Origin of the sequence: Caldimonas mangrovi, assembly GCF_023721835.1 — a bacterium.
Classification (GTDB): Bacteria; Pseudomonadota; Gammaproteobacteria; order Burkholderiales; family Burkholderiaceae_C; genus Caldimonas; species Caldimonas mangrovi.
The window spans coordinates 42126-65251 of sequence record NZ_JAMKFE010000010.1 but is presented as its reverse complement, the minus strand read 5'-3'; the positions used below and the strand labels follow the sequence as shown (position 1 = coordinate 65251).

The window sequence follows — 23126 nt, the reverse complement described above, 5'->3', positions numbered from 1 at the left end:
TGCAGGGATTTTAGGGGCGCCTCTTTTCGCTCCCCGGCTCAACCGACACCGACCTCATGTCCATCGCAGAAAACAGAAGAGCGCGTTTCGACTACCTGATCGAGGAGCGCTTCGAAACCGGCATCGTGCTCGAAGGCTGGGAGGTCAAGGCCATACGCGCCGGCCAGGTCCAGCTCACCGACGGCTACGTCGTGATCCGCGACGGCGAGCTGTATTTGATCGGCTGCCGCATCAACGCGCTGCGCACCGCCTCCACCCATGTGCACCCCGAGGCCGACCGCACCAAGAAGCTGCTGATGAAGAAGGACGAGATCCGGCGGCTGATCGGCAAGGTGGAGCAGCGGGGCTATACGCTGGTGCCGCTCGACCTGCACTACAAGGGCGGCCTGGTCAAAGCCGAGATCGCGCTGGCCAAGGGCAAGCAGCTGCACGACAAGCGCGAAACCGAGAAGAAGCGCGACTGGGAACGCGAGAAGGGCCGGCTGATGCGGCACAAGGTTTCTTCGCCGAAGAGCTGATCAGAGCGCCTGCAGCGCCTGCTCCAGGTCGGCAATCAGGTCGTCCGGGTGCTCCAGGCCGATGCACAGGCGCACCAACGACCCTGCCGCGGGTGGCGCGAAGTTGCGCATCGTCTGCACGCGATACGGCATCGCCAGGCTGATCGGCCCGCCCCAGGAATAGCCGATGCGAAACAGCTGCAGCGCATCGACGAAACGGTCGACCGCCGCACCGTCGTGGCGCGCGTCGAAGACCACCGACACCAGGCCGGCCGCCGCCGTGCACAGCGAGGCCCAATGCGCATGGCCGGGCGAATCGGGCAATGCGGGGTGCAGCACCCGGGCAAACTCCGGCCGGCGCAGGGCCCAGGCCGCGATCTCGCGCGCGGCCCGGTCCTGCGCGTGGTAGCGCAGATGGAGGCTGGGCAGCGAACGCAGCACCAGTTCGGCGTCGTTGGCGCCGACGGCCAGGCCCAAGCGGCCGTGCGTCATCATCAGGCGTTCATGCAGCTGGCGGTCGACGCTGGTGATGGCGCCCATCAGCACGTCGCCGCCGCCGGACGGGTATTTCGTCAACGCATGGACGGACACATCGACGCCGTGCCCGCTGCCCAGGCCGAACGCCGGGAAAGCGATGCCGGCACCCCAGGTGTTGTCGAGCGCCACCGTCACACGGCGCTCCCGCGCCACGGCCACCAGCGCACGGACATCCGGGAACTCCAGCGTCACCGAGCCGGCGGCCTCGATCCAAACCAGCCGGGTGCGCTCGCCGATCGCCGCGCGCAACGCGTCGGCGCCCGCCATGGGGTCGTAGATGCGGTGGGAGACGCCGTATTGCGCCAGCTCGTGCAGCGCCAGCTCGCGGCTCGGGCCGTAGACGTTGTCGGGCAGCAGCACTTCGTCGCCGGCGCGCAGCAGCGACAGGTTCACCAGCGCGATCGCCGCCAGGCCACTGCCCACCAGCAGGGTGTGGCGCCCGCCTTCGAGCGCCGCGATGCGCTCCTCGAGCGTGAAGGTGGTCGGCGTGCCGTGCAGGCCGTAGGTGTAGGCCGACTTGTCCTTCCAGGTGCGCGAACGCATCGCGGCCACGCTGGGAAAGAACACGGTCGAGCCCTTGTGCACCGCCACGGCCGGCGACTCGAAGCCGTCCGGCGCCTGGTACGGATGGTGGATGAGGCCGGTGCCCGGGTCGCGCCCGCTCATACCGGCATGCCGATCAGGTCGTGTCCCTCGGTAGCGACGATGCGCGCGCGCGTGAATTCGCCGACCTTCAGCGTCCTGGACGCTTTTTCGGGCGGCAGCAGCCGCACGCTGCCGTCGATCTCCGGTGCATCGGCATAGGTGCGACCCACCCCGCCCTTGCGGCCCAGCGCCGGCGCCGAGTCGACCAGGACCTGCATCGTGGCCCCGACACGGCGCTGTAGCTTGGCGGTGGAGACGGCCTCCGCGACCGCCATGAAGCGCGCCTGGCGTTCGGCGCGCACCTCGTCGGGCACCGCACCGGGCAGCTCGTTCGCGCTCGCCCCCTCGACCGGTGAATAGGCAAAGCACCCGGCGCGGTCGATCTCGGCCTCGCGCATGAAATCGAGCAGGTACTCGAACTCGGCTTCCGTCTCGCCGGGGAAGCCGGCGATGAAGGTGCTGCGGATGACGATTTCGGGGCAGATCTCGCGCCAGCGCAGGATGCGTTCCAGGTTCTTCTCGCCGCTGGCCGGGCGCTTCATGCGCCTGAGCACGTCCGGGTGCGCATGCTGGAACGGCACGTCCAGGTACGGCAACACCCGGCCGCCAGCCATCAGCGGCAGCACGTCGTCGACGTGCGGGTAGGGGTAGACGTAATGCAGGCGCACCCAGGCGCCGTGCTTTTCGGCCATCTCGGCGAGCGCCTGCACCAGGTCGAGCATGCGAGTGCGCACCGGGCGGCCGTCCCAGAAACCGGTGCGGTATTTCACGTCGACGCCGTAGGCGCTGGTGTCCTGACTGATGACCAGCAGTTCCTTCACGCCGGACTCGAACAGCCGCTGCGCCTCGCCGAGCACGTCGCCCACCGGGCGCGACACCAGGTCGCCGCGCATGCTGGGGATGATGCAGAACGAGCAGCGGTGGTTGCAGCCCTCGCTGATCTTCAGGTAGGCGTAGTGCTTGGGCGTGAGCTTGACGCCGGCCGGCGGCACCAGGTCGACGAAAGGATCGTGCGGCTTGGGCACGTGCTGGTGCACCGCGTCCATCACCTCGTGGGTGGCATGCGGCCCGGTGACCGCCAGCACCTTGGGGTGGATCTGGCGCACCAGGTTGCCGCCGCCCTCGCCGGTTTTGGCACCCAGGCAACCGGTCACGATGACCTTGCCGTTCTCGGCCAGCGCCTCGCCGATGGTGTCGAGGCTTTCCTTGACCGCGTCGTCGATGAAGCCGCAGGTGTTGACGATCACCAGGTCGGCGCCCTGGAAGGTCTTGGCGGTCTGGTAGCCCTCGGCGCTCAGCTGCGTCAGGATCAGTTCGGAGTCGGTCAACGCCTTGGGGCAACCCAGGCTCACGAAGCCGATCTTGGGGGAGGTGCCGGCGGGGGGCGGCACCACCAGGGAGGTGTCTTGTGTCATGGGCCCGGATTTTCGCCGATCCGGGCCCCCCGGGGCGGTATCAGCGCTTGTTGGCGGGCGGGAAACCGGGAAAACCGGGCATCAGCGACTCCGCCTGCTTCTGCATCTGCTCCTGCATCTGCACGAACATGTTCTTGGACTGCTCCAGGTAGTTCGACATCAGCCCCTGCATCATCGGCGCCTGCACGTTCATGAACTGCGTCCACATCTCGGAGTTCAGGCCCTTGGGGTCGTAAGCGCCTTTGGACTGTTCGGCGAAGTTCTTCTGCATGTCGATGAAGGCCTGGATGTTCTTCTCCAGGTAGGTGCCCATCAGGCCCTGCATGGTGTGGCCGTAGAAGCGGATGATCTGCGCCAGCATCGGCGTCGTGAACATCGGCACGCTGCCGGTTTCCTCTTCCAGGATGATCTGCAGCAGGATGCTGCGCGTCAGGTCTTCGTTCGTCTTGGCGTCGCGAACCACGAACTCCTGCCCTTCAAGCACCATCTGCTTGACGTCGGCCAGCGTGATGTAGCTGCTGGTCTGCGTGTCGTAGAGACGCCGGTTGGGATACTTCTTGAGGGTTCGCACCTCCGGGGCGGTCGAACCTTCCTGTCCGGCCGCCGCAGAGCGTCTGGCTTGTGCCATGGGGGAGTCTCCAATCACGTGCTCTTTGTGCAGAGCACAACAAAACGATTCTAGGGGTGGGGATACAGCCGCTTGCAGCAGGGGTTTCCCCCGGTGATCCGTAGGTCGCGTGCCCCAATCGCACAGGCCGGCACCGGCCATGATGTAATCGCCGGCACGTTGCGGGCACCGTGCCCGCAAGAGGGAGTTTCCGATGCCCTACATGCTGCTGATCATGGAACCGACGGGCCAGCGGCCCACCCGCACCGAGGCCGAAGGTCACGAAGCCTATGCCGAGATGCTGCGCTTCGGCGAAGACCTGAAACGACGCGGCTTGCTGCTCGCCAGCGAATCGCTCGCGTCGACCGCCCGGGCCGCACGCGTCGAGGTGCGCGGAGGCCGCGCCCAGGTGCTCGACGGCCCGTTTGCCGAGGCCAAGGAAATGGTGGGCGGCTTTTTCCTGCTCAACTGCGAGACGCGCGAAGAAGCGGTCGACATTGCCGCCACCTGCCCCGCCGCACGGTGGTGCACCGTCGAAGTGCGGGCGGTCGCTCCCTGCTACGAGTACGCCTAGCTTCAGGGTTTTCACGGGGTCGTTGCCGTCGAAATCGCCCTCGCTCCCTCGTCGTGTTCCTGAGCGCCTCGCACTGTTCGCGAGCGCCCGAGACGAAGGAGAACCGAGATGCGATTCATGATCATCGTCAAGGCGACGGCCGACAGCGAAGCCGGCACCGTGCCCGAAGCAGCCCTGATCGACGCGATGGCGAGCTATCACACCGAGCTGGCCAAGGCCGGCGTACTGCTGGACGCCGCCGGGCTGCAGCCGAGCGAGAAAGGCTGGCGCGTGCGCTACGCCGGCGCGCGGCGGACCATCGTCGACGGTCCGTTCACGGAAACCAAGGAACTGGTGGCCGGCTACACGCTGATCCAGGTGCGTTCGCGCGAAGAGGCGCTCGAATGGACGCGGCGCTTTCCTGCCCCGTTCGGCGAACGCGCCGAAGGCGAGATCGAAGTGCGGCAGCTGTATGAAATCGAAGAGGCCGTGCCGGAAGCCGCTGCACGACGCTTCCGCGAGATCGGCATCGGCGTGCGTTGAGCGACACCCCATTGTCCCCACGGAAGGACTCTTTCATGCACCAACAGATCTTCGTCAACCTGCCCGTCAAGAACCTCGAGGAGAGCAAAGCCTTCTTCGCGCAGCTCGGCTTCACTTTCAACCCGCAGTTCACCGATCACAACGCCGCCTGCATGATCGTCGGTGACAACATCTACGCGATGCTGCTCGTCGAAGCCTATTTCCAAACCTTCACCAAGAAGCCCGTGGCCGACGCAAAGCGCAGCACCGAGGTGTTGCTGTGCCTGTCGTGCGACAGCCGTGCGCAGGTCGACGAACTGGTCGCCAAGGCCGTGACGGCGGGCGGTGCGGCGCCCAATGCACCGCAAGATCACGGCTTCATGTACGGGCACGGCTTCGAGGACCTGGACGGCCACGTCTGGGAACTGGTGTACATGGAGCCGAACGCGTCGGGTCAGGGCTGATGAGCTCGACCACGCATCGCACGATCGAGGCAGTCTGGCGCATCGAGGCGGCCAAGATCATCGCCGGCGTCGCGCGCATGGTGCGCGACGTCGGTCTGGCCGAGGAGCTGGCGCAGGATGCGCTGGTCGCCGCGCTCGAACACTGGCCCGCCTCGGGCGTGCCGGACAACCCCGGCGCCTGGCTGATGACCACCGCGAAGAATCGCGCACTCGACCGGCTGCGACGCGACAAGCTGCAGGCCGGCAAGCACGAGCAGATCGGCCATGAGCTCGAAGCCCTGGAGGCGCTGATCGTGCCCGATTTCGTCGACGCCCTCGATGCCGCGCGCGCCGACGAGATCGGCGACGACCTGCTGCGGCTGATCTTCACGGCCTGCCACCCGGTGCTGTCGACCGAGGCCCGCGTGGCGCTGACGCTCAAGCTGCTCGGCGGCCTGACCACCGCCGAGATCGCGCGGGCCTTCCTGGTGCCGGAGCCGACCATCGCGCAGCGCATCGTGCGCGCCAAACGCACGCTGGCCGCGGCGCACGTCCCCTTCGAGCTGCCGCGCGGCGATGCGCTGGCCGAACGGCTCGCGTCGGTGCTGGAAGTGGTCTACCTGGTCTTCAACGAGGGCTATACCGCTACCGCCGGCGACGACTGGATGCGGCTCGACCTGTGCAACGAAGCGCTGCGGCTGGGCCGCGTGCTGGCCGAGCTGTCGCCGCGCGAAGGCGAGGTGCACGGCCTCGTCGCGCTGATGGAGCTGCAGGCCTCGCGGCACGCCGCACGTGTCGACGGTGCGGGCCGCCCGGTGCTGTTGCTCGACCAGGACCGCACGCGCTGGGACCGGTTGCTGATCCGGCGCGGCCTGACGGCCCTCGAACGCGCCGAGGCGCTCGGCGCGCTCGGGCCTTACGGGCTGCAGGCGGCCATCGCGGCCTGCCACGCGCGGGCGCAGGCCGCCGACCAGACCGACTGGGCCGCGATCGTCGCGCTGTACGACGCACTGGCGCAGCTGACGCCGTCGCCGGTGGTCGAGTTGAACCGGGCTGTCGCCGTCGGCATGGCGTTCGGGCCGGCCGCGGCGCTGGAGATCGTCGACCGCATGCGCTCCGAGCGCTCGTTGCAGAGCTACCAGTGGCTGCCCAGCGTACGCGGCGATCTGCTGGCAAAGCTCGGGCGAGTCGACGAGGCACGCGCCGAATTCGAACACGCGGCATCGCTCGCGCGCAATGCGCGCGAGCGTGCGCTGCTGATGGAGCGCGCGCTCGCACTGTCGGCTCCTGCTTCATGCGACCGGCCGAACTGACGCCCTTCGCGATGCCCATCCACAGCTCTTGTGGATGGGCCTGTGGAGAAGCTGTCAGCACCCGCCGCCGGCCCTGCGCCGGTGCGGGTTGTCATCAGATTGCCTTCGAAATGTGCAGCCTGCCTGCCAGTCAGAAGCTCACCGTCTGCTCGGCCGAGCAGACAGCAGCCGATCCGGCTTGGCAGACCTTGTAGCGCCACGTGCCGGGGCTGCGCCATTCGGTGTAGGAGCCGTCGTTGCGTGCCGATGTGGCGCGCACACCGTTGCGGTAAATGTCGACGCGATCGCCGGTGGCGCCGCTCCAGCGCAACTGCACGCGGCCTGCCAGCCAGTAGCTGCGCACGGACGCCGTCAGCTCGATCGTCGGCGGCGCCGTCACCGTCACCGATTGGGTCGCCGTGCGCGAGACGCTGCCGTCGGTCACGCTGAGCATCACCTGGTAGGTGCCGCCGCTGCGATAGGTGTGGCTCGCGTTGCGTCCCGTGGCATGCATGCCGTCGCCGAAGTCCCAGGCGTAGGCGGTGATGTTGCCGCTCGAAAGACTGCCGTCGAAGCTGCAGGCCAGCCCCTGGCACTCGGCCTTGAAGGCAGCATGCAGCGGCACCGGCGGCGGCGGGTCGGTCACGTCGACGAACACCGCAGACACCGGGCCGAACTGGCCGGACGCATCGCGTGAACGCACGTAGACGATGTGACGGCCGGGTTTCAGTCCCTTGGTCGGCAACACGCCGTCGAAACGCTCGCTCTTGGCGTCGTACGCGCCGTCGATCGGTTCCAGCGGCACGGCCGCGGCACCGGGTATCCACGGCGGCGTGCCGATGTAGGCCTCCACGGCCGCGATGGCCTGCGTCGGCTCGGTGCCATTGCTGTTGTTGTAGCGCTCGTCGGTGGCGATGCCTTCGATCCAGACCGGCGTGCCGACCGGCGCGCCGTCGTCGTCGAACACGATCAGCGACGTCACGTCCGGGCCGCCCGGCATCTGGTACGGGGCACGCGAGACCTTGGCGGCATAGACGAGCGCCGGCAGGTTGTCGGGCTTGATCGTGTGCTCGTAGGTCTGGCAGTCCTGGAAGAAGCTCGTGCCGAGCTCGAAGGTGTAGGCCGCCACGCCCAGCTCGCCGTAGCTCGGTCCGTCACTCGTGCCGTCGGTCGGGTACAGGCCGATGGACTGCGTCGGCGTGTACTTGTTGAAGAACGCAAAGCGGCGGCCCAGCGTCTGCAGCGCGTTGCCGTTCGGTGCCGGCTCGGTGCCCGTGCCCCAGGGCCACAGCACCAGTTGGCTGTAGCTGTGGATGTCGAGATGGATGCCGCTCGTGTCTGCAGGCGCCGGGTCGGTCCGGCCCGGGCCGCGCCGGTCAGGCCAGAGATTGCGGATGTAACGTTCGAGCGCCTGCACCTCGGGCTCCGATCCGGCGCGCGGACCGCGGTAGACCTGACTGCACTGGTCGCCGCTGGATCCGACGCCGTCGGTGACGTTCCAGTCGAACGTGAAATTGCGGTTCAGGTCGGCGCCCGGCCAATCGCCGTGCGGGCAGTAGTTCATGTTGACGTTCTTGCGCCAGAGGATGCCGGCCTCGGCCCGCTTGCGGCCGTCCGGGTTGGTGTGCAGCAGCAGGTGAACCTCGTGATGGTCCAGGATCCAGGTCGCGTCAGCGTCCTGCCCATGGCCGTCCAGCAACCAGCGCGCGAAGTCGAGCACCAGCGGGGTGGTGGCGTACTCGCGCGCATGGATGGCACTGTTGATCAGCAGCTTGGGCTTGTCGCCGCCGATCGCCTTGTTCGTCAGCTTCAGCACGCGCAGCTCGTAGCCGCCCTGCCCTTGCTGCCGCTGCCACGATTCACCAATGCTGAACCAGTCCGCCAGTTGCGGGTGCTCGGCCACCATGGCTTCAGCATCGGCGTGGTTTTCCTCCACGGTTCGGTAGCAGGCGTAGCCCGGGATGGCCTGGATGCCAGCGTCCGTCGAGGCGGCCCCCGCAGCGCTCTTGCTCGCACGTGCCGCGTTGGCTGCCTCGATGTCGGACAGCAGCCGGTCGCGCCGGGCAATGAAGTCGTCGGCTCGCTCGATGCGAAAGCCGAAGCGCTGCAGCGTCGCGATTTCGTCGGCCTGCAACTCGAACACCAGATAGCCTTGGTCGTAATCGGCTTCCAGCAGGTTCGCGTGCAAGCTGATGGCCGCCTTGCGCGCCGTCGCCGGGTCGGGAAAATGGGCCTTGTAGATGTGCGTGCGCTGCCGCTCCTTGGCGCGCAGCTGTGTCGCAGCCTCGGGGTGGTTGGGTGCGGCCACCGCAAAAGCGGCGGCCAAGGCGCAGGCAGCGGCCACTGCGGCCGCTTTGCAACGAGCGTTCAGAGAGGTGGTTTTCATGGTCTCCTCGGTCACGGTGATGCGGATGGCATCGGCCAGCCGGTGGGCCGGTAAGCCCGGTGATGAACACCGATCCTCAGCAGCAACATCACGTTGGAGAGCGAAATGACCCTACGCGGAGGCTGGCGCAGATGTATGGCCGCTGTAACGATCGCAGCCATTTGCGCAATGCCCGCGCGCCACGCCGCGAGCGCGCCTGCCGCGCAAGGCGCTTCCCGCCTGGCTTCTGCCACGCCGGACGAGGTGTTGAAGGCGTCTCGCGCGTTCGACAAGCTGCGAAATCTGCGAGGGCATTTCAGCGGCGCTCGCTGGTCCGCGGAGGTCGACGCCTGGGAGGGCGAACTGCATCGGGCGATGCAGGTCCTGGCCGCGTGGTCGGCGCAGCAAAGGCTCCAGGCCGGCGCGCTGAAACAGCTGATGGGGGCACCCGACGAAACCACGAGCTGTACCGACGACAGTTGCGATGCCACGCTGCGCTCGTTGAAGTGGCCCGGCGAGCGCATGCCACCGGTGGCGAAGCAGAGCACCGAACTCTGGATCTATCACTGGCGCGGCGGACGCGACCGGCTGGTGATCGTGATGAAGGACGCGCGGGTCGGTGCCGCGGGCTGGGACTATCTGGGCGAGTGACGCGTTGGCTTCAGGACTGCCGCGCGGCGCTTCAGCTGCGGTTCAAGGGTGCGGCCGTCGAGGAGGACAGCCGGGTCAGGCAGTCCACTTGCCAGGCGAACTCCGGCTCGAATGCCTGCGGCTCGGCGACGGCCCCATACCCCCCTTGTCCATACACCACCGCGTAGGCAGCGTAGTCGGCTGCCTGCAGGGCCTTGCCGGCCAGTGCGTTGGCCACGGCATAGGACGCGGAGACCGCGGCGTGTCCGCAACCGTCGATGGAACGCGATCCACGGTGCTGGTTGGCAAGACGGGCCGCCTCTGCAGCCAGCCAATCGAGGCCGGCTCGATCGAGAGTGCCGTCGAGATATGCGCCCAGCCCACGCAGGCATGCGACCACGTCCGCCTCCTCCAGCAGATGCTGGACGCGCAATACACAGGCGTAGCCGAATGCGAGCCGCAGGGGCTCGCCGCCGGGAGCGTCGAGGCGCAATTCCGCGGCCAGGTGATCGAGGACCGTGTTCACAGTGCAGCTCCTTGCAGCCGGGGCAGGTCCGGCCTGTCGAGGTTGCCACAGTGTAGGACGCCCATCGCCGTGCCGCACGCCCACCCCGGCAAGGGCATGCACGTCGATCGCGAGCACCGCCCCTCGGCGCGCTCTTGCTGGGTCAGCGAACGGCGGGATTCGCCGGTCGTCCCGCCAGCACGGTCTCACCGCGTTCCCGGGCGATGGTTTGCACCAGCGCCGCGAACTCCGGTGAAGCCTTCATCGCCGCATACCGGGCGTGAGCCTGCCGGTACTCCTCGCTGAAGAAGTCGGGCGAGGCTTCGCCGCGACCCTGAGCGGCCAGCCCGGAACGGCGCCAGATCTCCAGGTCGGCCAACACTTCGGCGCGCGTCAGCGTCGACTTGAAATTGCGCGCGGGGCTGTCGTATTGACGAACGTGATCCAGTTCGCCCCGGGCACGCGCCACTTCCAGTTCCTGCTGCACTTCGGCACGTGATCGCGTGCTCGGGGTGTCCTTCCAGGTGTCTGGCGTGGCTTCCTGTGCGATCGCCGTGCTCAGGCCGAATGCGGTGGCTGCTGCCATGAGGAAATGGTGGGTGTTCATGACGGTTCCTTGGTCCGGTTTCAACTCGCGCCGGCGACATGTGCCGGTCGTCGGCGTCTGCTTCGGTGAGCTGCGCGGATAGAGCGCGTTCATCGATGAGAGAACTGTACGGACCGGCAGCGCATGGAAAAACCGTCGTGGCCGCAATCCACCATTCACGTCTTGGCAACAACGGTGGCCACCTGGGGCCGGGGCCGGCCACCAGGGGGCGCGCCGCGACACCTTCAGGTGTCCGCGATCTCGAGAATGCGGGTGTCGCGCCGGGCATCGGCGCGCACCCAGGCGGCCGCCCGCTCGGCCATCATCAATGTGGGGCTGTTGGTGTTGCCGCTGGTGATCGTGGGCATGGCGCCGGCATCGACCACACGCAGCCCGTGCACCCCGCGCACTCGCAGGCGTGCGTCGAGCACCGCGGTCGGGTCGTCGGCCGCGCCCATCTTCGTGGTACCGACCGGATGAAAGATCGTGGTCGCGATGTCGCCGGCCAGGCGGGCCAGCTCCTCATCGGTCTGGTACCGGCTGCCGGGCTTCCACTCCTCAGGGCGGAACTTCGCCAGCGCCGGCTGGGCAACGATGCGCCGCGTGACGCGCAGCGAGTCCGCTGCAACCTTGCGGTCCTCGTCGGTGCTGAGGTAGTTGGGCGCGATGGCCGGGGCGTCCTCGAACTGCGGACTGCGGATCTGCACGGTGCCGCGGCTCGTCGGGTTCAGGTTGCACACGCTCGCAGTGAACGCCGGAAAGCCATGCAGCGGCTCGCCGAATGCGTCGAGCGACAACGGTTGCACGTGGTACTGGAGGTTGGGCCACGTGTAGTGGTCGGAACTGCGCGTGAAGGCGCCCAGTTGCGACGGCGCCATGCTCATGGGGCCACTGCGCGTGAGCAGGTAGTCGATGCCTATCTTCGCCTTGCCGAGCATCGACGACGCCAGCACGTTGAGCGTCGGTGCCCCCTCGATCTTGTAGACCGCACGGATCTGCAGATGGTCCTGCAGATTGGCGCCGACGCCCGGCAGATCGACGGCGACGGGAATCCGATGCCGGCGCAGCAGCTCCGCGGGGCCGATGCCGGACAGCTGCAGCAGTTGCGGCGAACCGATGCTGCCGGCGCACAGGATGACCTCCCGGTGAGCGCGGGCGGTCCGCAGCTGCTGACCGTCCCACACCTGCACGCCGGTACAGCGCAGCTTGCCGTCGGGCGCGGGCTCCAGCAACAGCCGGGTGACCCGGGACTTCACCCACAGCGTGAAGTTGGTGCGCTCATAGCACACGGGCCTCAGGAAGGCCTTCGCGGTGTTCCAGCGCCAGCCGGCACGCTGGTTCACCTGGAAATAGCCGACACCCTCGTTGTTGCCGCGGTTGAAGTCGGCGCTCGCGGGCACGCCGGCCTGCTGCGCGGCGAGCGCAAAGGCATCGAGGATGTCCCATCGCAGGCGCTGCTTCTCGACCCGCCATTCACCGCCGACGCCGTGCAGTTCGTCACCGCCGAGGTAGTGGTCCTCGTGCTGCTTGAAGGCCGGCAGCACCTGGTCCCACCGCCACGCGTCGTCGCCGGTCAGCCGCGCCCACTGGTCGTAGTCGCGCGACTGGCCTCGCATGTAGATCATGCCGTTGATGCTGGAGCAACCGCCCAGCGTCTTGCCGCGCGGGTAGCGCAGCGTGCGGCCGTTCAGGCCGGCGTCCGGCTCGGTCTGGTAGAGCCAGTCGGTGCGCGGGTTGCCGATGCAGTAGAGATAGCCGACCGGGATGTGGATCCACGGGTGGCGATCGTGGCCGCCCGCCTCGATCAGCAGCGTGCGGTGCTGCCGGTCCTGCGTCAGCCGGTTGCTCATCAGCGAGCCGGCGGTGCCGGCGCCGATGACGATGTAGTCGAAGGTGGTGTCGTTGCCCAAGGTTTCCGTCTCTCTCCGTTGCTCGGCCGAGCTTCGCGCCCTGCCGGGCGCATGAAGCGGCGCCCCCTTTCACAGGGAGCGCCGCAGGCGCTCGGGGGTCGCTTAGTTCCCTGCCGTGTTCAGCGTCCAGTTCTGGTTGTTGCCGGTGTTGCACGTCCAGGTGACGAGCTCGACGTCCTGCGCCATCGAAAGGTTGGGCACGTCCAGACAGGCGCCCGAGGCGCGGTTGCGCATCACCGCACCGGACAGCGTCCACTGGGTCGCGTTGCCCAAGTTGCAGGCGACCTGCACCACCGGGCCACCGCTGCTCGTCGTGTTGCCCTGTGCCAGGCACAGGCCGCTGTGCTTGAACACGAACTGCAGGTGGCCGTCGATGTTGTTGACCACGAACTGCTCGTTGCTGCCGTTGCCGCAAGGCCACTGGATGGCCACGGCGCCGCTGGCCATCGAAGCACTGCGGATGTTGACGCACAGGTTGCTGTGGTTCGAACGGATGCGCAGCAGCGCGCTGGTGGCATCGAGCGAGCGCACGTAGTCCGCCAAGGCCGACCGGTCCGCCGCCGGCAGCGCGGCGGCGTTGCCGTGCCCCGACGTGAACAGGTCCTGCAGCGTCGCGGCTTGGCCGTTGTGGAAGTAGCCCGAGGTGGCCCAGCTGCCGTACAGCGTGGGCGTGTCGAAGCCGACGCCGGCCAGCGGCTGGCCGTTGCCCAGCCCCGACGAAGCCTGGATCGTGCCGACATCGTGCCGCAGGCCGTCGCGCAAGGTCACCCCCGAGTGGCAGCTGGCGCACTGTGCATCCGCGAACACCTGTTTGCCTCGCACGGCGTTGACCGTGAGGCTGCCGTCGGCGTTGCGCACCGGGCTGCGGGCGTAGCGGGACAACGAGCTCAGGTAGGCGGCCAGGTCGTCCAGCGCAGGGCTACGGCCGGCCTTGGCCGGCCCCAACGGATCGGCCGTCGCCGTGAAATCGGCGTTGCTCATGAAGCCTGTGCCGCCGAAAGCGTTGCGAACGTCGTTCTCGAAATCCTGGATCTCGTCGAAGTTGGCGCTCCAGTGCACGCGCCCATGCCCCAGCCCCTGCCGCCCCTGCAGGCCGATGGTGCGACGCAGGCCCTCGCCGCGCTGCGTGAAGTCCCACACCATGCCGTCGTCACCGCCGTCGGCATGGCAGCTGGCGCACGACATGTAGTTGTCGCGGCTCATGCGGCGGTCGGCGGCGTTGTAGAAAAGCTGCTTGCCGCGCAGCGCCGCAGCCGACATCGGCTCCTGCGCGACGGTCGCGACCGTCTGCAGCAGCGTTGCCGCACCGCTCTGGCTGGCCAGCACGGCGGCCACGTCGTGCACCGAGACCGAGCGCCCGAGGAAGTTGTTGACGAACAGGCGCTTGCGTGCCGCATCGAGGTACAGCCCGTGCGGCGCCAGGCCGACGTCGGCGATCTCGCCGCGTATCGCGCGGCTGTAGGCGTCGACGATGGCGACACGGTTGCCTTCCATCTGCGCCACGAAGACGTAGTCGCCGTTCGGTGCGAACACCGCGGCGCGAGCCGGTGCACGGTCGTCGAAGTCCAGCTGCTCGGCGAACACCTCGGTGGCGTTCTGCAGGTTCACCTGCGACAGGATGGAGCGCACGGTGCGGTCATGCTCCAGGTCCTGTCCGTCGCGGAAGCGGCCACGCACGATGTTGTCCTTCTTGGAAGGCAGCACGGCGCGCAAGCCGTCGGGCGAGATCACCACCTGGTGCAGGTAGTTCGGCACACCCCGCGCACGGCTTTCGTCGTCGATCGTGGTGGTGTCGACGCGCAGCGCCACCGTGGCACTGCTCGACAGGTTCACCAGGTTCACCTTGTGCAACTGGCCGCCCGTCATCATCGATTTGAAGCGCGTGACGTAGGCTGCCTGCGAATCGGCACTGACGGCGATGCCGCGGACGGCGCCTGCGAGTGCCAGCGTGCCGGTGGTTGCGCCGTTGGTGGGATTGAAACTGACCAGCGCGGACTTGTGCTCCAGCGTCAGCAGGCCCTTGGTACGGTCGGGTGTGAAGACCACGCCGTACGGGCCGCTCCCGTAGGCCAGCGACACGGTCGCCGACACGCTGCCGTCGACCGGATTGAGCGCCACCAGCTTGTCGTCGTCCTGTACCGTGACCCAGATGCGGCCGTCCGGCCCCACGGCCAGCGTGCGCGGCTCACGGCCGACGTGCACTTCCCAGCGCTTGGCCAGGCTCTGTGCATCGAGCGCGGTGACGGTGCCGCTGTCGGGGTTGAGGCTGTAGACGTTGCTGCCGTCGCCGCTGATGTTGGTCGTGTGGGTCGGTGCATTCGCGGTCACCGGCCGGATCACGGTGACCGGGAAGGTGTAGTAGCTCTCCAGGCCGTTGGCGTTGCGCACGGTCAGCGTTGCGGTGTAGTGACCGGGTGCCGTGTAGCTGTAGGTGGCGTTCGGCTGGCTGGTGAACGAGGTGCGTGTGCCGTTGCCGAAGTTCCAGCTGTACTGCGCGCTGCCGCCGAGCACCGCGGGGTTGAAGGTCAGTTGGCCGTTGACCAGCTTCGGCCCGTCGCCGAGCCCGGGGTCGCCGACGATGGGCAAGGCGCGCAGTTGCGTGACGTCGCTGTCGCTCAGCACGCGGTTGTACACGCGCACGTCGGCCAGCGTCCCTTTGAAGAAGTCCACGTTGCCCTGGATCTGGCCCAGCAGCTGGAAGCGGTTCTTCAGGCCCAGCGCTCCGGTGCGACCGGTCGAGCTGGTCTTCACGCCGTCGACATAGACCGCTTGCGCGCCGGAGGCCGCATCGCGCGTCATCACCACGTGGTGCCAATTGCCGTCGTTGACGGCAGCCGTCGACTTGGTGCCGGGGTTGCCGGTGTTCGCGTCGCCCACCGACAGGTTCAGCCGCCCGGTGTTGTCGATCCAGCCCCAGAACACGTCGTCCGCGCCGCCCACCTGGTCGCGCCCGAAGATGCCGGGTGCCGTCCACGGTGCCGACGTGCCGGTCTGTGTCGTCTTCATGTAGAAGCTCACCGACGCGGTGCCCGCGAGCACCGAGGCGACCGTGTCGTCCTCGAGCGCGACGCCGCCGGTGCGCTGCCCGAAGTTCAGGCCGATGCTGTCGTAGACGTCGGTGCCGCTGGCCGTGCCGTCGTTCTGCCCCACCGGATCGGCCAGGGTCCGGGCCAGGCTCCAGTGGTGCGCCAGCGAGATGTTGACGGCGTTGCCGGTCGTGAAGGTGGTGCGGAACTGGGTGCCGATGGCGTTGCCGGCATAGTCCTTCACGCCGCCGGCCGGAAGCACCACTTCATAGGTCGTGTTGGGCTGCAGCGGCTGGCTCGGCGAGAAGTTGATGATGCCGAGCTGCGCGCTGTAGAAGCCGGCCAGCGCGCTGCCGCCCACGGGCCGCACGATGAAGGTATCGGCATTCACGCTCTCGGGCAGGATGCTGTCCGACAGGCCGAGACCGATGCGAGAACTCAACGCCTGTTGCAACGCTCCGTTCGCCGGCGACACCTGCCGGACCACCGGCTTGGTGGTGTCCGGTGCCGTCGAGTGCGCCATGAAGGCGCTGCCCGAGCCATGGTCGTTGCCGATGAAGACGAGGTTGCCGAACGGCGCGACCTGCCCATGGTCGGATCCGGCCTCCTGGGACGACCCCGGTGCGAACAAGCCGCCTCGCCCCACTTCGATGTGCTGCGACGGATTGCTCACGTCGACCTTGTGCACGCGATACTGCGCGCCCTGGAACACGTAGTGGTCCTGCGTGCCGCAGTACAGCTGTTCGTCGACGACGAGGCGGTTGTCCTCGGCCACGAAGCGGGTGCGGTCGGCGAGGTTGTAGCCGGTCATCTTGGCCCCGCCACCACGCACCGAGGTGTACAGGTTGCGCCCGTCGAAGCAGGTGGCGTAATACATGGGGTGCGACACGACGGTGTCGAGCACCTTGGGGTTGAGCGGGTCGGAGATGTCCAGGCTGGCGAAGCCGTCGCTGTTGTCCATCGACGTCAACACCATCTGGTTGCCCATCGTGAAGATCGGCCCGACGCGAAAGCCGCCGAGTTCGCCGGTCGGCACCGGGTTGGGTTTGCCGGCGCCGCGGTTGGCCAGCACGGCGTTGGCCGGGTCGCCGGCGTCGATGATGTAGACGCCATGGTTCGCCGACGCGACGTACACGTAGGGCGCCTGCCACCACAGCTGCCAGCTCACGTTGGCGTAGTCACCGCCGTTGACGGTGGGCAGCGCCAGCTTCTTCACCTGCTTGAGGTCATTGACGTCGGTGAAGTCCCAGAATTCGACCCCTTTGGTGGTCGCGATGACCACCCATTTCGTCCCGGCGATCGTCGAGGTGCCGATGGCATGCGCCTCGCGGAATTCTGCGGTGCGGCCCTCCGGCTCATAAATGCGCTTGACCAGGCTGATCGCCCTCGGGTTCGACACGTCGTACAGCAGGAAGCCGCCCGGGCCCAAGCCGCTGTCAGGTGCGAACAGCGTGAGGAAGTAGCCGTTGTGCATGATCCCCACGTTGAGCCCGAAGGCCTTGCGGCCGGGATAAGTCGCCGGCGTTCCCTGGTCGTCTCGGCGTATCCAGGACACCGGCTTGAACAGTTCGGCCTGGGTGTAGCTGAGGTTGCCGAGGCCCGGCCCCTGCACCGACGCCGCATCGACCGCGAGCGCTCTCGCGTTCTCGCCGGCAGGCGCGGACGTCGCTTGAGCGCCCTCGCCGCCGTCATGGCGCCCGCCGCCGCCGCAAGCGGCAAGGGCAGCGGCCATGAACAAGGCCAGCAACGCCGGCCCGGGCCTCCGAAGGGTCGACCGCCCGCGCAAGGCCGGATCAGTCACGAGGAACAGATGCCTGAGTTTGATCACCGTTGTCTCCTGTGGGGTGCGAGGCCGGTCGTCCGCCGCCGCCGGAACCTTCGTTGTCGTGGCTCGTTGAATGGGGAGAGATGCACCGCCTCCCCGGTCGGGTACGCGGGGCCGCGTTCTTTCAGCCGGCCCCGCCCGCGGATTCGTAAAGATCGCAGGCCGCTTCAGCGCTGGCACCGCGGTGGATCATGGCCATCAGTGCGCCGACGACCGCCGAGGGATGACGGTGCTGGTAGACGTTGCGCCCGTACACCATGCCGACCGCGCCCTGGTCGAGCAGCACGCGCGACCGGGCGAACACCTGCCGCAGCGCTTCCTTGCCGCCCCCTCGGACCAGCACCGGGCAGCGCGCCGCCTGCACCACGCGATGGAAGTCGGTGGGGTCGCTGGTCGGATCGGCCTTCACGATGTCGGCCCCCATCTCGCGCGCCAGGCGCACCAACGTCACGATCTTGTCGGCGTCGCCGTCGACCATGTAGCCGCCCCGGGCGCTGTTGGGCGCCATCACCAGCGGCTCGATCATCAGCGGCATGCCGTAGCGGTCGCAGTCGGCACGCACCCGCGCGATGTTGGCCACGCACTGGCGAAACAGGTCGGGTTCATCGGGCAGCATGAACAGATTGACGACGACGCAGGCCGCGTCCATCTGCACGGCGGGCAGCACCGGATCGTGCTCGTTCTGCAGTACCGCCCACATCACACGGTGCGCTACCGCGTTGTAGGGGTTGCCCATGTCCAGCCGCATCACCAGCGCCGGCTTCTCGCGGCCCGGCCGTCCCTGCAGGAGGTCGGCCTGACCGTAGTTGAGCTGGATCGCGTCGGGGCCGGCCGCGATCAATTGGTCCATCACGCGCGGCATGTCTTCCAGCCCGGCCAGGAAGCTCGGCTCGTTGCACACGCCGTGGTCCACGGCAATATCGAGGCAGCGACCGTTGTGCAGCAGGCGGTTCAACCGTGCCTGTTTTCTTTCCAGCATTCGTCTCTCCAGTTCGTTCCAGACAGGGACGCGTCGGCCCCTGCGCCGGCCGTTGCCGGCCGGCGCATGGCGTGTCGCGTCCAAAGGGTGGGTCGGGCCGTCAGCTCATCAATGCGCCCAGGTGTCGGTCGGCTGCACCGTCGATCCGTGCCACATCATCGGCACCGAGCGTCACCGCGCCGGCCCGGGCGTTCTCGATCGCCTGATGCGCGGTGCGGGCCCCGCACAGCGCCACCGTGACGCTGCCGCACGCGGTGGTCCAGGCGATCATCAATTGCGCGAACGAGCACTGCAGCCGGGCGCGCACCGGCTCGATGTCGGCAAAAAAGGCGTTCAGCTTTTCCCGGTTCTCGGCCGAGAACCGCGGGTTGCCCTGTCGCTGGTCGTCGCCACTGAACTGACGCTGCGGGTCGATCGGCCCGGCGAGCAGCCCGAGCGCCAGGGACGAGTAGCCGAGCACCGCAATGTCGTGCTGACGGCACAGCGGCACCAGCGTCGACTCGATCTCGCGGTCGATCAGGCTGTAGCGCTCCTGGATCGCATCGACCGGCCCATGCCGCAGGTATTCAGTCAGCGTGGGCGCATCGACATTGCTGACGCCGATGGCGCGGATCTTCCCCTGCCGCTTCAGTTCGAGCAGCGCGTCCATGGTTTCGGCCACCGGCGTCGTCGTGTCCTGCCAGTGCGTGATGTAGAGGTCGATGTAGTCGGTGCGCAGGCGCGTGAGGCTTTGCTCGATCTCGTGGAAGATGGCCTCGCGGCCGAGGTAGCGGTAGACCGCCTGCCCTTCCTCGTCGAAGAAATGCGTGCCCTGGCGCGTGTGCCACACCAGCCCGCACTTCGTGGCAATGACCGCCTGTTCGCGTCGGCCGGAGAGCGCGCTGCCCACCAGCGTCTCGGCACGGCCGAGCCCATAGGCCGGCGCGGTGTCGATCAGGCGCACGCCCGCGTCGAGCGAGGCCCGGATCGCATCGATGGCAGCGGCATCGTCGCCGCCGCCCCACATCCAGCCGCCCATGGCCCAGGTGCCCAGACCAATGTCTTGGCACTCGATGCCGGACGAGCCAAGTTTCACAGTTCTCATCGGATCACTTTCTTGACATTCATGAGATGGTCGACCGTGACGGCCACCAGCAGGATCAGCCCCTTGATCACGTCCTGCCAGTACGGCGAGACGTCGAGCAGGATCAGCGAGCTGGTGACCACCGAAAGCAGCGCCAGGCCCAGCACCGCGCCGAGCACCGTGCCGGAGCCTCCCTTCAGGCTGGCGCCGCCGATCACGACGGCCGCAATGACGTTGAGCTCCATGCCGACGCCGAAGGTGGGAGTGGCGGCGCCGAAACGCGCGGTGTAGATGACGCCGGCCAGACCCGCCATCGCGGAGCACAGCACCGTGACCCAGAACTTCACATGGCCGGTGCGTATGCCTGAATACAGCGCGGCCTTCTCGTTGCTGCCGGTATAGAACACCCGGCGCAACAAGGTCGCACGGCGCAGCGCGAAGTCGCTGACCGCGACGATGAGCGCAAAGATGATGATGACGGCCGGTATGCCGCCGATCGACCCCTGACCGATGAACTTGAACTCGGGCGGCAGCGAAAACAGCGACTGCGGCGTGCCCTGCGTCAACGCCAGGCACAAGCCGCGCACCACCACCATGAAGGCTAGCGAGGCGATGAAATGGCTCAGCCCGATGCCGGTGACGCAGCCGCCGATCATCGCGCCGATCAAGGCGCTGCAGGCGATGGCCACCGCGCCTGCAGTCCACGGGTCGAGCCCGAGCAGGAACAGCTTGCCGGTGATCACCATCGCGAGGCAGACCACCGAGCCGACCGACAGGTCGATGCCGCCGACGATCAGCAGCACCGTCATGCCGACCACGACGATGCCCTCGATCGAGAAGGACAGCAGCATCGCGCGCATGTTGTCCCAGGTCAGGAAGTGCGGCGACGCGAAGCTCATCACGACGCACAGCGTTGCGATGATGAGCAGCAGGCCAGCCTCGCGCATGCTCGCCAGCCGCCCGGCGGATCGTGCGCCGGTTGCGGCCAGCAGCGGTGCGCCGCCCGCCGGCGCCCCGGCGGGCGAGACCGGCAAGGCAGCGGCGCCGCCGAGCCCGCTGGCGGTTTCGTGCTTGGACATCAATGCATCTCCTCAACGGTCAATCCGGAGGCCAGCCGCAGCAGCGCCTCCTCGGTCATGTCTGCGGCCGCGAGCTCGCCGGCGAGCCGGCCCTCGCGAATCACCAGCGCCCGGTCGCACAGGCCGATGATCTCGGGCAACTCGGACGAGATGACGATCACGCCCACACCCTGGTTCGCGAGCTCGCGCAGGATGTGATGGATCTCGGACTTGGCGCCGACGTCGACGCCGCGCGTCGGCTCGTCCATCAGCATCACGGCCGGGTGGGTGGCCAGCAACTTGGCGATGGCCACTTTCTGCTGGTTGCCGCCCGACAGGCTGGCCGCCTCGCAGCCGACGCCATCGGACTTCAGGTTCAGCCGCGCGCCCAGTTCCTGTGCCAGCTGCCGCTCGGCCGAGTGCCTCAACAGCCCCCAGCGCGAGCTGACGCGGCGCGGCGCCATCGCCGAGATGTTCTGCGCCACCGACAGCTCGAGGAACACGCCGGCCGCCTTGCGGTCCTCGCTCAGGTAGGCGATGCCGTGCTGCAAGGCATCGGCGTACTTGCGTATCAGCAGCGGCCGGCCTTTCAGCTTCACCGTGCCGCGCCGAGCACGCCGCAGGCCGCACACGGTCTCGGCAAGCTCGCTGCGGCCGGCGCCCATCAACCCGGCAATGCCCAGCACTTCGCCGCGCTTGAGGCTGAAGGAGATGCCGTGCACGCACTCGCCATCGGCCAGGTCCTCCACCTCCAGCAGGTGCTCCGGGGGACTGCCGGGCTCGTCGTGCTTCGGCGGGTAGTAGTTGCCGAGGTCACGGCCCACCATGGCACGCACCAGTGCATCGGGCGTGAGCGCGGCGATCTCGTCGCAGTGCACGTCGCGCCCGTCGCGCAGCACGGTGGCACGGTCGCAATGCGCGAAGATCTCGGCCATGCGATGGCTGATGTAGATGATGCCGATGCCCTGCGCCTTCAGGTCGTGCAGCACGCAAAACAGCGCCGCCGACTCCACCTCGGTCAGGGCCGCGGTGGGCTCGTCGAGGATCAGCACCTTGCAGTCCAAGGTCAGCGCCTTGGCGATCTCGACCAGCTGCTGGCTGCAGATGGGCAGTTCGTCGACCCGGCGGCCCGGCGGGATGTCCTGCCCCAGCCGGGCCAGCACACGGGCCGCGCGCTGGTTGAGGCTGCCGTAGTCCATCCACGGCCGGCGGCTGGCATTCACCTCCGACATGAAGATGTTCTCCGCCACCGTGGCGTCGCCGCACAGCGCGATCTCCTGGTGCACCAGGCCGATGCCCAGGCGCATCGCGTGCGCCGGGCCGTCGATCCGCACCTTCTCGCCGTCGAGCACGATGTCGCCGGCGTCCGGCTGATGGATGCCGTCGATGATCTTCATCAGCGTCGACTTGCCGGCGCCGTTCTCGCCGCACAGCGCGTGGATCTCGCCGCGCCGCAGCGAGAAATGCACTCCGGCGAGCGCACGCGATGCGCCGAAGTGCTTGCTGATGCCGCGCAACTCGAGCAGCGGCACTGCGTCAGACCTCATTCGCTGATGCCCCTCGTGCCACGGCGTGCGAGGTATTTGTCCCAGTAGAAGTCGTCGGCGTTGGCCTTGTTGACCACCGACAGCCCGTTGTCCAGGAAGGGCACGGCCATCGGGTTGGTGCCGTTGCGCTTGGCGTCGTTCATCGGGTCGATGAGCTGCGAGTTCTTGGCCAGGAACAGCAGCATCATGCCCATGAAGCCCTGCACGCCCTGGTTGGGGTTGATCGCGCCGAACACGTCGCCCGACTTGATCATGTCGAGGATCTTGGCGTTGACGTCGCAGCACATCACACGGATGTTCTTCTTGGTCTCGACCTTGGCTTGCGCAGCGCCCAGTGCCGAGTTGGCTTCCGGCATGAAGATCGCACCCAGGTTGGGGTTGGCCTGCGCCAGGCTCAGCGTGGCCTGGTACGCCTTGTTCGGGTCCTGGTTGCTGGCGGCACGACCTGCGAGCTTCATGCCCGGATGCTTGGCCTTCATGCGGTTGACGAAGGCCGTGATGCGGCGGTCGTGGTTGTCCTGCCCGGGGTTCTCGAGCACCGCGTACTCGCCCTTGCCGTTGAGCGAGGCCGCAATGGCGTCGGCAGCCTGCATGCCCTCACGATCGTTGTCGGACGTGACGAAGGACACCCGCTTCGAGTTGGGCGAGTCGGCCGCGAACGTCACCACCGGGATCCCCATGGCTGCGGCACGGTTGATCGGCTCGATGAAGGGGTCGGGATTCATCGGGTGCAGCAGGATGCCCGCCGGCTTGCGCGCCAGCTCCTGTTCGAACGATGCCAGCTGCTTGTTGACGTCGTACTCGGGCGTGCCGCTGTAGCGCGTCTTCACGCCCAGCGTGCGGCCGAGCTGCTTCATCATTTCGTAGACCGGGAACCAGTACTCGACGCCCGACACCATCACGTTCATCACGTAGACGTCATTGGGATTGCCGCGCAGTCCGCCTGCCGCCGCCGTTTGCGCGAACGCGCTGCCCGCGCCGCCCACCATGCCGGCGCCCGCCAGGGCGGCGGTCTTCAAGAAGTCTCGCCTCATCGTTGTCTCCTGTCTCGTTGATGTCGTGGGCACTGCCCCGTCTGCTGGTTCGCCTGACTCACCAAACTGCGTTTAGTTGTCATGACA

At 67.7% G+C, this 23126-nt stretch carries 19 protein-coding genes; 6 read left to right on the top strand and 13 right to left on the bottom strand.

What is annotated here, in order from left to right; translation table 11 throughout:
• Positions 1–56 precede the first annotated feature (56 nt).
• A complete protein-coding gene (gene smpB / locus M8A51_RS16475) occupies positions 57–518 on the top strand; it encodes an SsrA-binding protein SmpB (protein ID WP_251779606.1) in 462 nt (153 codons plus the stop codon).
• On the opposite strand, the gene M8A51_RS16470 is transcribed toward smpB, so the two are convergent.
• Genes M8A51_RS16470 through phaR form a run of 3 tightly spaced genes read right to left on the bottom strand, consistent with a single transcriptional unit; the run spans position 519 to position 3722 of the window.
• The gene (locus M8A51_RS16470; protein WP_251779605.1) at positions 519–1700 is read right to left on the bottom strand and encodes a PLP-dependent transferase; all 1182 of its coding nucleotides are present in this window, start codon (positions 1698–1700) and stop codon (positions 519–521) included.
• Positions 1697–3094: a 30S ribosomal protein S12 methylthiotransferase RimO gene (gene rimO, locus M8A51_RS16465; RefSeq protein WP_251779604.1), complete on the bottom strand. Its 1398-nt coding sequence runs from the start codon at positions 3092–3094 to the stop codon at positions 1697–1699. The genes M8A51_RS16470 and rimO overlap by 4 nt, the downstream gene beginning before the upstream one ends.
• A 40-nt stretch (positions 3095–3134) precedes the next feature.
• Positions 3135–3722 carry a polyhydroxyalkanoate synthesis repressor PhaR gene (gene phaR, locus M8A51_RS16460; protein WP_251779603.1) on the bottom strand — a complete coding sequence of 196 codons (588 nt, stop codon included), beginning with the start codon at positions 3720–3722 and terminating at the stop codon, positions 3135–3137.
• 193 nt (positions 3723–3915) lie between these two features.
• On the opposite strand from phaR, the gene M8A51_RS16455 reads away from it, so the two are divergent.
• From M8A51_RS16455 to M8A51_RS16440, 4 genes are all read left to right on the top strand, one after another.
• On the top strand, positions 3916–4275 hold the full coding sequence (locus tag M8A51_RS16455) for a YciI family protein (protein ID WP_251779602.1): 360 nt from the start codon (positions 3916–3918) through the stop codon (positions 4273–4275).
• 108 nt (positions 4276–4383) lie between these two features.
• The gene (locus M8A51_RS16450) at positions 4384–4797 is read left to right on the top strand and encodes a YciI family protein (protein WP_251779601.1); all 414 of its coding nucleotides are present in this window, start codon (positions 4384–4386) and stop codon (positions 4795–4797) included.
• Between the two features lie 35 nt (positions 4798–4832).
• Positions 4833–5240 carry a VOC family protein gene (locus M8A51_RS16445; protein WP_251779600.1) on the top strand — a complete coding sequence of 136 codons (408 nt, stop codon included), beginning with the start codon at positions 4833–4835 and terminating at the stop codon, positions 5238–5240.
• Positions 5240–6532, top strand: coding sequence for an RNA polymerase sigma factor (locus tag M8A51_RS16440; RefSeq protein WP_251779599.1), 1293 nt, complete (start codon positions 5240–5242; stop codon positions 6530–6532). The genes M8A51_RS16445 and M8A51_RS16440 overlap by 1 nt, the downstream gene beginning before the upstream one ends.
• Positions 6533–6662: 130 nt before the next feature.
• Here M8A51_RS16440 and M8A51_RS16435 read toward each other — a convergent pair whose 3' ends face one another.
• Positions 6663–8897, bottom strand: a complete 2235-nt coding sequence (locus tag M8A51_RS16435; protein WP_251779598.1) for a M14 family zinc carboxypeptidase — start codon at positions 8895–8897, stop codon at positions 6663–6665.
• A gap of 168 nt (positions 8898–9065) precedes the next feature.
• Between M8A51_RS16435 and M8A51_RS16430 the strand changes: the two genes are divergently transcribed.
• On the top strand, positions 9066–9527 hold the full coding sequence (locus M8A51_RS16430; protein ID WP_251779597.1) for a hypothetical protein: 462 nt from the start codon (positions 9066–9068) through the stop codon (positions 9525–9527).
• A 31-nt stretch (positions 9528–9558) separates the two neighbouring features.
• On the opposite strand, the gene M8A51_RS16425 is transcribed toward M8A51_RS16430, so the two are convergent.
• The 9 genes from M8A51_RS16425 to M8A51_RS16385 all read right to left on the bottom strand — a co-directional run bounded on the left by M8A51_RS16425 (position 9559) and on the right by M8A51_RS16385 (position 23039).
• A complete protein-coding gene (locus M8A51_RS16425; RefSeq protein ID WP_251779596.1) occupies positions 9559–10032 on the bottom strand; it encodes a hypothetical protein in 474 nt (157 codons plus the stop codon).
• Positions 10033–10174: 142 nt separating this feature from the next.
• Positions 10175–10711 carry a DUF4148 domain-containing protein gene (locus M8A51_RS16420; protein WP_251779595.1) on the bottom strand — a complete coding sequence of 179 codons (537 nt, stop codon included), beginning with the start codon at positions 10709–10711 and terminating at the stop codon, positions 10175–10177.
• A 131-nt stretch (positions 10712–10842) separates the two neighbouring features.
• A complete protein-coding gene (locus M8A51_RS16415) occupies positions 10843–12507 on the bottom strand; it encodes a GMC family oxidoreductase (protein WP_259372039.1) in 1665 nt (554 codons plus the stop codon).
• Positions 12508–12609: 102 nt separating this feature from the next.
• Positions 12610–17265, bottom strand: a complete 4656-nt coding sequence (locus M8A51_RS16410; protein ID WP_259372044.1) for a LamG-like jellyroll fold domain-containing protein — start codon at positions 17263–17265, stop codon at positions 12610–12612.
• A gap of 217 nt (positions 17266–17482) precedes the next feature.
• A complete protein-coding gene (locus M8A51_RS16405; RefSeq protein WP_251779593.1) occupies positions 17483–18337 on the bottom strand; it encodes a class I fructose-bisphosphate aldolase in 855 nt (284 codons plus the stop codon).
• A 100-nt stretch (positions 18338–18437) separates the two neighbouring features.
• Positions 18438–19421: an aldo/keto reductase gene (locus tag M8A51_RS16400; protein WP_251779592.1), complete on the bottom strand. Its 984-nt coding sequence runs from the start codon at positions 19419–19421 to the stop codon at positions 18438–18440.
• Positions 19418–20479 (bottom strand): ABC transporter permease, encoded by a 1062-nt coding sequence (locus M8A51_RS16395; protein ID WP_407062247.1) that lies wholly within the window; start codon positions 20477–20479, stop codon positions 19418–19420. The genes M8A51_RS16400 and M8A51_RS16395 overlap by 4 nt, the downstream gene beginning before the upstream one ends.
• Complete coding sequence (locus tag M8A51_RS16390) at positions 20479–22005, bottom strand: sugar ABC transporter ATP-binding protein (RefSeq protein ID WP_251779591.1); 1527 nt, start codon at positions 22003–22005, stop codon at positions 20479–20481. The genes M8A51_RS16395 and M8A51_RS16390 overlap by 1 nt, the downstream gene beginning before the upstream one ends.
• The gene (locus M8A51_RS16385) at positions 22002–23039 is read right to left on the bottom strand and encodes a substrate-binding domain-containing protein (RefSeq protein ID WP_251779590.1); all 1038 of its coding nucleotides are present in this window, start codon (positions 23037–23039) and stop codon (positions 22002–22004) included. Before M8A51_RS16385 ends, M8A51_RS16390 begins: the two co-directional genes overlap by 4 nt.
• Between the last annotated feature and the right edge of the window lie 87 nt (positions 23040–23126).

Excerpts from the sequence above, each read along its gene's own strand:
- smpB (WP_251779606.1), top strand. The coding sequence starts at position 57 with ATGTCCATCGCAGAAAACAGAAGAGCGCGTTTCGACTACCTGATCGAG.
- M8A51_RS16470 (WP_251779605.1), bottom strand. The coding sequence starts at position 1,700 with ATGAGCGGGCGCGACCCGGGCACCGGCCTCATCCACCATCCGTACCAG.
- rimO (WP_251779604.1), bottom strand. The coding sequence starts at position 3,094 with ATGACACAAGACACCTCCCTGGTGGTGCCGCCCCCCGCCGGCACCTCC.
- phaR (WP_251779603.1), bottom strand. The coding sequence starts at position 3,722 with ATGGCACAAGCCAGACGCTCTGCGGCGGCCGGACAGGAAGGTTCGACC.
- M8A51_RS16455 (WP_251779602.1), top strand. The coding sequence starts at position 3,916 with ATGCCCTACATGCTGCTGATCATGGAACCGACGGGCCAGCGGCCCACC.
- M8A51_RS16450 (WP_251779601.1), top strand. The coding sequence starts at position 4,384 with ATGCGATTCATGATCATCGTCAAGGCGACGGCCGACAGCGAAGCCGGC.
- M8A51_RS16445 (WP_251779600.1), top strand. The coding sequence starts at position 4,833 with ATGCACCAACAGATCTTCGTCAACCTGCCCGTCAAGAACCTCGAGGAG.
- M8A51_RS16440 (WP_251779599.1), top strand. The coding sequence starts at position 5,240 with ATGAGCTCGACCACGCATCGCACGATCGAGGCAGTCTGGCGCATCGAG.
- M8A51_RS16435 (WP_251779598.1), bottom strand. The coding sequence starts at position 8,897 with ATGAAAACCACCTCTCTGAACGCTCGTTGCAAAGCGGCCGCAGTGGCC.
- M8A51_RS16430 (WP_251779597.1), top strand. The coding sequence starts at position 9,066 with ATGCCCGCGCGCCACGCCGCGAGCGCGCCTGCCGCGCAAGGCGCTTCC.
- M8A51_RS16420 (WP_251779595.1), bottom strand. The coding sequence starts at position 10,711 with ATGAACGCGCTCTATCCGCGCAGCTCACCGAAGCAGACGCCGACGACC.
- M8A51_RS16410 (WP_259372044.1), bottom strand. The coding sequence starts at position 17,265 with ATGGCCGCTGCCCTTGCCGCTTGCGGCGGCGGCGGGCGCCATGACGGC.
- M8A51_RS16405 (WP_251779593.1), bottom strand. The coding sequence starts at position 18,337 with ATGCTGGAAAGAAAACAGGCACGGTTGAACCGCCTGCTGCACAACGGT.
- M8A51_RS16400 (WP_251779592.1), bottom strand. The coding sequence starts at position 19,421 with ATGAGAACTGTGAAACTTGGCTCGTCCGGCATCGAGTGCCAAGACATT.
- M8A51_RS16395 (WP_407062247.1), bottom strand. The coding sequence starts at position 20,479 with ATGTCCAAGCACGAAACCGCCAGCGGGCTCGGCGGCGCCGCTGCCTTG.
- M8A51_RS16390 (WP_251779591.1), bottom strand. The coding sequence starts at position 22,005 with ATGAGGTCTGACGCAGTGCCGCTGCTCGAGTTGCGCGGCATCAGCAAG.
- M8A51_RS16385 (WP_251779590.1), bottom strand. The coding sequence starts at position 23,039 with ATGAGGCGAGACTTCTTGAAGACCGCCGCCCTGGCGGGCGCCGGCATG.